Below are 8943 nucleotides of genomic sequence, written 5' to 3'. Positions count from 1 at the left end.
ATACAGTATCATCAACAAACGAACTAATTTTGATAAAGTTAGCGGAGGAATGTGGTAGTTCAGTTGTTGCGGCTGATACATTTGAAACTGCCATGTAAAAATCTCCACCCGTACCAGAAGGTGCATTCGGGTCCACAAATGAAATAACTGAACCTGCGGTTAGGTCATTGCCATCGGGCCATGACATATTTAATTCTTCAGATTTATTGGGCAGCGTCGCTCCAAGCGTAACGATGCCGGATTGATCAACAGTACCCGCAGTGGTGACTAACGAGGATATCTCAGTAGCTCTAGGAACTGTTTTGGTTGCTTGGTAATAATTATTCTCGAAGAGGAACACTTCACCATTAGAATAGTTCCTTGAACTGAGAGTAGCATTAGATACCGGGTCGACCACACCTACTTCATTCGATACTGGACCAACCCCAGTAGTTGCTTGGTAGACTTTGCCCTCATAATAAATCTGCTTGCCCTTAGGAATGAAATCAATGTCAGAAAAAGTTCTCTTGGTCTCAATTACAATCCCATTTGGAGGATTTGAAATAGCTAAAAACCTCGATTCGTCTGTCAAAAGATCTCCCTTTTGTGTATCGACTAAAGCCTGATAATAGCTCTCCCCTTCATAAAAAACTTCTCCAATCTTTCGGGCAGAAGAAGATGGATCAACCGGTACAGTACTCGCAATATCGCCCCCCGCCTGAGCTGCAATCTCATTCCCCGCGTCAACTGCTTGATTTGCCATTTGAACCGCGGCAACCTGTTCGTTTGCTGCAGCATTTTGCTCCTGATTAACTAGATCGGCTTTTTCTTGTACAACAAGAGGTTCGTTTGGCTTCGGAGGCAACAGACTAACTAAGAAAGGACCGTCAGAATCGTTGTACTTGGATCCACCCTTTAAAACCTCTAGTCTGCCTAACTGTCCATTGGAATCAATTTTGGCACGGACAACAGCTGCGGTACCGGCAACATCCTGAGGACCAGCGATCGTGAACTCTTGCCCCCATTGATTAGTGAGGGACTTTGCCCCTTGAGAATCTAAAATATTTATCTTTTCATCATTTTTTCCTTCGATGAAAAGATTTACAAAGCCAGAGGTTTTACCAGTAGTTGCAGAAACATCATCTTCTTGTGTAAAATTAATGTAACTACCCAATTCCTCAAATAACTTTTGCCTTTGGTCTCTGTAGGAAACAGCTTTTCCCTGATCAAGAAGCTCAAAACGCCGAACCTGAGTGTTTGCCTCGTGTATCTGCCCTAGTAAGATATTGATTTTTTCAGTCGACCTTTTGATTATCTCAGAAACATCCTCTTCAATTTGCTCTAAACTCTGTCCAGCCTCATTAAAACGCTTTGTTAATGTTTCAATCTTATGATATAATTCCTGTTTGATTGTTGGTTCATAAGGAGACGCTGAAAGTTCTTGAAATGTGTTAAAGAAATCATTTAAGGCACGGGTTAAACTGCCTGGGGCTAAATCGCTATCATGCAAATCATCAAGTCCAACATTTACACCTTGCCGGTTAATTTTCTCTCCCAAAGCCGCCTGTAATAATTGTAAAATTTCCTGCTGTGCGGCAAGTGATTCGGAGTCCCCTTTTTCGTTGATAACCCGGGCGTCTAGTATTTCATTTCTGGCGTGATCTACTCCTCCTGTCTCCAATCCGGATGAAAGCAATCCGCCAAATGAAGTATGCATGACTCCTTCACGGGCCAAGACCCGTTGTCGCGCATAATTTTCATCATTAACATGAGCTAAATTTTGCCCAGCAACTTCCGCCGTTCTTGCATGATAACGAAGGGCTTCTGAACTTTTGCTTATTTCTCCAAGTAATCCCACAATATTCTATTTGTTAAGCAGACTCGTTCAGAGAGGAGCGATTGGTAGAAGATAATCTCCTTACATCCCCAGTACGGTTATAGGTTTTAGAATGAGATTTCGGATCAGTTACGGAGAGTAACTGATCAGTAACTTCAGAAAGACGAGCAAGAATTTTTTGATTCTGGGTAATTCTATGCCTAATTTGAGAAATTAGTTTATTAATTTCTTCAATAATACTTTGAAACATGGGTTGTGTGACAACTGGAAAATGTTCTACTAATTGATTTAGAGTTGAATCACTGGGTTCACCTAGGGAATTGGCAAGAGATACAACAAACCCCTGCCTTCTTTTTTGAAGAATCTGACTTGCCTCCATCTGGGTTTGAACCGACTGATTGATTTCCATTAAACTTTCCGTACGACGATCAAGAATACTCTGCTGTTGTGCACTCAGTAGACCCACCAAGCCACCGTATTCCTGCAATTCATCTCTAAGTAAAGTGAGTAAATCTTCCCATGTAAAGGCTAGATTCGAGTGAGGCTTTTGTGCAAGTTGAACCATTTCTATATTATTTAATTTCTTTTTCTAATGGTTCTGCAACATCATCGCTAGTCTGGAGTTGTTGCTGGAGAATAGTCGACACTCCAAAGCCTCCACCGCTTGCAATACTTTCTGAAATCGCATCAGTAAAAAAGTGGCGGTACATGCGGTGAGCTCCACCATCTTCATTAAAAACACCTTTAAACATTGGCTTGAGTGCTTCCTTTAAAAACTGTTTTACCAATACAGACTCAAATTGGTCACTCACTGCTGCCACCTTTTGATTATGTGTGGTATTTTTGGAGTGAGCCATCTCCATAAGCATGGAAGAATCCATACCTACATACTGCTTACCAATATTTTGTGCTTCCATGTTTAATTAATTATGAGTTCCGCTTGCAACGCACCAGCATTCTTAATGGATTGTAAAATTGATGTCATCTCACGAGTAGTTAATCCAAGCTTATTTAATGCCGAAGCGAGTTCGTTCACGGTCGAAGCGCCCGGTGGATCAAGTTCGTCAAGTGGTTCGAAACGGCCAACTTCTTCAATTAGGTCTGCATTTTCACCCTGCAAAATTGTGGTTGCCCCTTGTGAAAATGGTAAAGGTTGACTAACTCCGGTAGTGGGATTCAAGAAAATTGTTACATTGCTACTACTCACCGCAACAGGAGAAATCCGTACGCTTTGGGTGGCTACTATTGTCCCGGTACGTTCATTAATAATTACTCGTGCAGGAACATCTGGCTTTACGTCAATTCCACCCACTGCAGCGAGGAAATTAGTTGTCTGCCCACGAAAATCAACCGGTACTTGAACATTCACTACTCCACCATCCACCGCGAGTGAAGTTCCAGGATAATATTTGTTAACCGCATCGGCAATTTTAACTGCCGTTAAAGAATCGGGTGACCGTAAAATGAGTTCGATTTCGTTACCAGAATTTAATATTTTACTTTCAATTTCTCTCTCCACTAATCCTCCGTTGCTCACTATCCCAACTGTTGGATGATTAACTTGAACATTCGCCCCTCCCCCGCCACCTGCGGAAAGGCCGCCAATAGATACGGCGCCCTGTGCTACAGTATAAACGTTACCGTCTGCACCGTATAATGGAGTTTGTAACAAAATACCACCTTGTAGAGAATCTGCATTACCGATCGATGATACTGTAACATCCATACGAGATCCTTCCTTTGCAAAAGGGCCAATATCTGCTGTAACCATAACCGCAGCTATATTTCGAGACTTGTCGGCTTTATCTGCACGAATACCCAAAGTTTCCAAGGCATTTAAAATCCCTAGCTCAGTGTACTCAATACGGGAATCTCCCTGTCCCGAAAGTCCGGTAACTATACCATAACCATATAATTGATTACTTCGGCTTCCCCGAACATCGGTTAGATCTTTAATGCGAGCACCATAAACTGATAAAGATGCCAATAAAACAAGGCATCCGAATAAGATTTTTTTGGATAATGTAAGTCTCATTTTACTAGAATGGATTGACCACTGAAGCGATTTTTTGGTACCAGCTCTCTTTCTGGGCATCATTTAAACTTCCCTTAGATACAAATTCGATTTGCGCATCTGCAATATACTGAGAGGAGACGATATTACGATATCTTAGACCCTCCCTAAATCCTGCCCCAATATCCTCCTGCCTCACCATCCCCTTCAAGACTGCATAGTAACTTTCTCCGGAAAATGTAACCATCCGAGCACCCTCTAAAACAAGAACTCCGTTTGGTAATACATCTATTATTACCACACTGACTCGACCCTTTAAATTCTGAGTATTAGCAATTGAGCCACCGCCTTTGTTGCTGCTTTTTGATTCGATTTCAGTTCCAGGGAGGCCGCCATTATGGGTTCCCATTTTACTGTTAGCAAAAAGAAACTGTTTCACCGCATTTTCAACCTGTGATTGGCGATTTCGAACCGAATTTTGCGAGGCAGCAAGGGATGAACTTTCTCCCACATCAATTGTAATCAAATCACCTACCGAAAACGAACGCTTGTCCCCGTAAAGGCCTCTTTGATTGTTAGAGCTCTTCATCCATAGAGAAACGCCAAACGAGAAATTTACAAAAAGTAAAAGGAGAAATGTAATAAAAAACTTCATAAATTATAAATGTACCTTGACGCTATTTTCGTTGAGAACTTTTGCTTGGAACTCCTTCTTAGATGAAAGATTTTTGACGGTAACATTCCCACCAGACACTCCATCTTCGAGTGCCATTCCTTTCATTGTAACATAAATTCCATTCCCGGAGGCAAACACATCAACTATTTGCCCTTTCTTGACCAAGGTAACTTTAGATAAGAAATTCCATTTGATGGGAGTATTGGATTTTACATTCGATGCAAGTTGATAACCCTTTAGGTTAATATTGGCTGGAACAGTACCTGCATACTTTTTCAAAATATCAACCGGTTTTTTATCAAATTGAATAGAGTTGAGACGAGTTCCACGTTGCAAGGGTGTCTTAGAAAAGAAAACATCAACAAAGTGGCCGATTCTTAGAGGTTCAGCAAATTCCCCAACAAGGTTACCACTATCCCAAACACTAAAACGAGTAAATGTACTGGAGCAAATCTGGTCTGGCGAACAATCAGAAATTTTGATCAAGTAATTAGAACTGACTTTTATGGAACTCCACTCCCTAGTTAGAAAAGCAACCACTTTTCCGGATGCTTGATAACGATGCGCAATACTCTCCCCAAGCCTCTGTTCCAAAGTTTCACGGGATAAAGTAATGGTAGAAGGTAAAGCTACTGTATCATCACTGTAAGATCTTAGAGAAACAGGTCTGGAAGAAATAAGAGCAGACGATTTGGTAAACACATTTATTTGGCCTCCTGCCCCGGGTAATTCAAGAGAATCAATAAAACGACTCACATCAGCAAGAATAATGCTGATGGGCAGGAAAAGAAATAAAAATGAAAACCTCATTAATTATCTTTTCAACTGATTAACACGGGAGAGCATATCATCAGAAGTTTGGATAGACTTGGAATTGATTTCATAGGCTCGTTGAGCAATGATCATATTTACCATCTCTTCGACCACATTAACATTAGACATTTCTAGGTATCCTTGTTGCAAGACTCCAAAACCATTTTCACCGGGAGCACCAATCTCAGGAGCTCCACTTGCTTCAGTTTCAATAAAAAGATTCCCGCCGGTAGCCTTGAGTCCGGCCGAGTTAGGGAAGCGAACTAATTCAAGTTGTCCAATAATTTGTGTGCCATCTGCCGTTTCTACAGAAACTTCACCTGTTGGTGAAACGAAAACATTAGTTACTTCCGGGTCAATCTGTAATCCGGCAGCTAAAGGCAAAGCATCAGCAGTTGTAATTTGGCCATCAGGACCGACCTTAAAGGCACCGTCACGAGTGTAGGCTTCTGTGCCATCAGGCTTCTCAACTTGAAAGAAACCGGTTCCATCAATCGCAATATCCATTTTTTCACCGCTTTGAGTAAGTTGTCCTTGTGTGAAAATTTTAGCCGTCGAAACGACCTTCGTACCATTTCCCATCTCAACACCGGTAGGCACAACATTACCTGCACCAGTCTGTCCACCAGATTGTCTTGGGTTTTGATAAAGAAGATCTTGGAACTCAATCTTGTTTTTCTTATATCCTGTTGTGTTCACATTCGCTATGTTATTAGAAATAACATTTAAGTTCATTTGCTGTGCCTGCATTCCTGTTGCACCTGAGTATAAAGATAAGTTCATAATTTATATAATTAGTTTCAATTATTGAGTCTGCCCTAAAGTTCCTATTGCTTTTCCTAAGTTTTGATCAAAAGTTTGTATCATTTTTTGGTTTGCTTCATGAGCACGAGATACTTCAATTAGCCCAATCATCTCTTCAATCGCAGATACATTGCTGGACTCTAGGTAGCCCTGCATAATAGTGAATTGGGTTGGATCCGACACCTCCGGTTCTAACTCGGGGTCTTTCGCAACAAATCCACCGCCCACTTTTTGTAAATCCATCAAGGGATCTTCAAATGTAAATACACCGACTTTACCGACATTTTGATTACCCTGAAAAATTTGTCCTTCTTTATCGATAGTTAAATCACCACCACCCGGAATAGTTTGAATGGTAGCACCGCCATCATCTGAAAATTGATGCCCCATGCTGTTTACCATAACGCCTTGAGAATCAACATAAAATTGGCCGTCACGTGTGTAGACAGAATCACCGTTTTGGTTCAGCAATGCAAAAAAACCGTCTCCCCTTAGTGCTAAGTCCATGGGGTTACTTGTTTCCTTCATCTCTCCCTCATTATAATCAACTTGATTTTTCATTACCGGAAAAGAACCGGGCATCTCATTTCGAAGGCGATCGTGGGTGCTTCTTGCAATTTCGCCACCTTCCACTGCCTCAAAACTTACCGCAACTTTCTTAAAACCTGCCACATGGCTAGCGGCAATATTGTTAGCAATCACATTTTGGTACTGCTCAAGTCCTCTTAAAGCAGAAGCGTTTTCGTAGAGAGATAAATTCACACCCTCATGAAAGCAAAAAACATGCCAAATAGCATGTCTTTATGAAACTCAGTGTTTGGGGAAGAAAAAGTCAGTATTCACACTTAATGTCAATCACTCGACCATCCGGAATATGTACTAATAAATTCGAGGGAGTTCCGTCAACAGAGACCACTTCAATTTTTATTCCAGTTTCATCTGTGTGAATTACATCAGTTTGAGCATCTGCCTCACTATGAGTCTCCTCAGGCAGTGGAACTGAAGAGTGCTGTTTACTAGGGTCAGCCAAATATGAACTGAATGAGTCTCCTGCTTTTTCAGAGTCAATATTATCGATATTGGAACCTCGCCCAGATAAATAACTATGCATAATTATTCCTTAGCAATTTGCATACCGATATTCAAACCTATTGATACTGAGCAAGATCTTTCTTGCTCATATCCAAGACAAGACTTAACTCAACTCGTCGATTTTTTTCGGGTTGATTAGGGTAACGGATGTCATTTGGTTTAGTTGAACCATGCCCTGTTATTCTCTCCAACTTTCCATCCAACTCTCCGGCCGAATAATGAACCAGTGCATCTGTGACTTCTGCACCTTGTTCCAGTGACATTGTCCATGCATTTGAGGTTGGTGCATTTCTTTTACCATCGGTTAAGTGATTAGTGTGAGAATCAACCCGGTACACTAAAACATGCTGTGCGAGCAACCATGACATGCGTTGCATTACTTTTCGACCGTGATTGGTAAGCTCAGAGGAGGAAGGTGCGAATAGTGGTTTTTCATCGCCATGAAATAAAGTAACCTTCAGTCCTTCTGATGTTGCTTCAATCTGCATAGTGGAATCATCAATTTCATGAAGTTTCAGCCTTTCGAACCAGTCCTGGGCAATTCGATGCAGAACATCAATATCTATGGATGTAGTATCATCAGTATTCCTCATTGTGGTATCAGATCTTCCCACAATTTGATCAACCATACTTCCCGGACGAGCATCCTTTTGTTCCACGGGAGTAGATTTTGGGACACCTGCTTTGTAAGGGTCACGAAAAAATCGAGTCGTTGCAATTATGACCTCCTCGTCTTGAGATAAAATCCAAAGAACGAGAAATAATGACATCATACCGGTAACAAAATCGGCGTAGGCTACCTTCCAGGCTCCTCCATGACTTCCCATTAAGCGAGGTTTCCGATGATGTCTGAAAGTAAACATTTTACTTTGAAAAAATAAAATCAACCACCCTTCGCGGCATCCTTACATTTTTCCTCTAATTCATCCGCAGACGGTTGTATTAGGTTATCTAAAGAACGACGACCTATTTCAACTGCCATGATTGGCGACAATCCAGTTGCAAAACCAGAAACTGATCTTTCAACAATATGGTAGTAAAGAAATTCTTGTGTTTGGTTTAAGGAAACGAGGCGACCAAGAGGTATGCCAATTCCGTATGCAAGGAAAATACCAAGGAAAGTTCCGCTCAATGCCGCCGCCACCTTTGCACCAACAGAAGATGGATCTTCCAAGTTAGACATTGTATTAATAATACCCAGTACGGCTGCCACAATCCCAACTCCAGGCAGTGCATCAGAGATCATTTCAATTGCTTTAATCGATCTTCCCGCCTCCGCTTCCCTACTATTTAATTCAGCCTTGAGGATACCACCAATCTCAGCTGGTTTACACCTGCCATCGACTATTGGACGAAGAGAATTACACAAAAACTCGACTAAACCTGCATCATTCAAAAAAGACGGATATTTTGTAAAAATAGAGCTATTTTGTGGATCACTGACATGTTCGTCTAATGCAGGTGTCCCTTTTCTTCGACCCAGCATAAATAGTTCGTACAACAAAACTAATAAATCAATAAACTTTTCTTTACTCGCAATTCCCCCTTTAAAAGCCTTTATAATGTCAATCTTGAGACCAATCAAAACACTTGTGGGACTAGACACCACAAGTATCCCAAGGCCAATTCCACAAATAATCATAATCTCACCAGCATGAACAAGTGAAATCGGATTTCCTCCAGAAACAACAAATCCTCCAATGCAGGAGACGAAAACGATAACCATTC

Annotated in this window: 11 protein-coding genes; all 11 read right to left on the bottom strand. The window is 41.3% G+C overall.

Going from position 1 to position 8943, the window contains the following annotated elements; translation table 11 throughout:
• Positions 1–1837: FlgK family flagellar hook-associated protein (locus ACKPQ5_RS04630; protein ID WP_407677931.1), on the bottom strand; the 1837-nt coding region annotated here is incomplete at its 3' end.
• A gap of 13 nt (positions 1838–1850) precedes the next feature.
• Positions 1851–2381, bottom strand: a complete 531-nt coding sequence (locus tag ACKPQ5_RS04625) for a flagellar protein FlgN (RefSeq protein WP_407677930.1) — start codon at positions 2379–2381, stop codon at positions 1851–1853.
• 7 nt (positions 2382–2388) lie between these two features.
• Positions 2389–2733, bottom strand: a complete 345-nt coding sequence (locus ACKPQ5_RS04620; RefSeq protein ID WP_407677929.1) for a hypothetical protein — start codon at positions 2731–2733, stop codon at positions 2389–2391.
• A gap of 2 nt (positions 2734–2735) precedes the next feature.
• The gene (locus ACKPQ5_RS04615) at positions 2736–3851 is read right to left on the bottom strand and encodes a flagellar basal body P-ring protein FlgI (RefSeq protein WP_407677928.1); all 1116 of its coding nucleotides are present in this window, start codon (positions 3849–3851) and stop codon (positions 2736–2738) included.
• Between the two features lie 4 nt (positions 3852–3855).
• Positions 3856–4419, bottom strand: coding sequence for a flagellar basal body L-ring protein FlgH (locus ACKPQ5_RS04610; protein ID WP_407677927.1), 564 nt, complete (start codon positions 4417–4419; stop codon positions 3856–3858).
• 69 nt (positions 4420–4488) lie between these two features.
• Positions 4489–5316, bottom strand: coding sequence for a flagellar basal body P-ring formation chaperone FlgA (gene flgA, locus ACKPQ5_RS04605; protein ID WP_407677926.1), 828 nt, complete (start codon positions 5314–5316; stop codon positions 4489–4491).
• Between the two features lie 3 nt (positions 5317–5319).
• On the bottom strand, positions 5320–6102 hold the full coding sequence (gene flgG / locus ACKPQ5_RS04600) for a flagellar basal-body rod protein FlgG (RefSeq protein WP_407677925.1): 783 nt from the start codon (positions 6100–6102) through the stop codon (positions 5320–5322).
• Positions 6103–6123: 21 nt separating this feature from the next.
• Complete coding sequence (locus ACKPQ5_RS04595; RefSeq protein ID WP_407677924.1) at positions 6124–6885, bottom strand: flagellar hook-basal body protein; 762 nt, start codon at positions 6883–6885, stop codon at positions 6124–6126.
• A 70-nt stretch (positions 6886–6955) separates the two neighbouring features.
• Complete coding sequence (locus ACKPQ5_RS04590) at positions 6956–7234, bottom strand: hypothetical protein (protein ID WP_407677923.1); 279 nt, start codon at positions 7232–7234, stop codon at positions 6956–6958.
• Between the two features lie 37 nt (positions 7235–7271).
• Complete coding sequence (locus ACKPQ5_RS04585) at positions 7272–8078, bottom strand: flagellar motor protein MotB (RefSeq protein ID WP_407677922.1); 807 nt, start codon at positions 8076–8078, stop codon at positions 7272–7274.
• 20 nt (positions 8079–8098) lie between these two features.
• Positions 8099–8941 (bottom strand): motility-associated protein, encoded by an 843-nt coding sequence (locus tag ACKPQ5_RS04580; protein ID WP_407677921.1) that lies wholly within the window; start codon positions 8939–8941, stop codon positions 8099–8101.
• Between the last annotated feature and the right edge of the window lie 2 nt (positions 8942–8943).

The organism is Candidatus Seribacter sulfatis (assembly GCF_964187635.1).
GTDB classification, from domain to species: Bacteria; Verrucomicrobiota; Verrucomicrobiia; order Opitutales; family Seribacteraceae; genus Seribacter; species Seribacter sulfatis.
The sequence above is the reverse complement of the archived record's forward strand: the minus strand, read 5'-3'. Positions and strand labels throughout refer to the sequence as shown.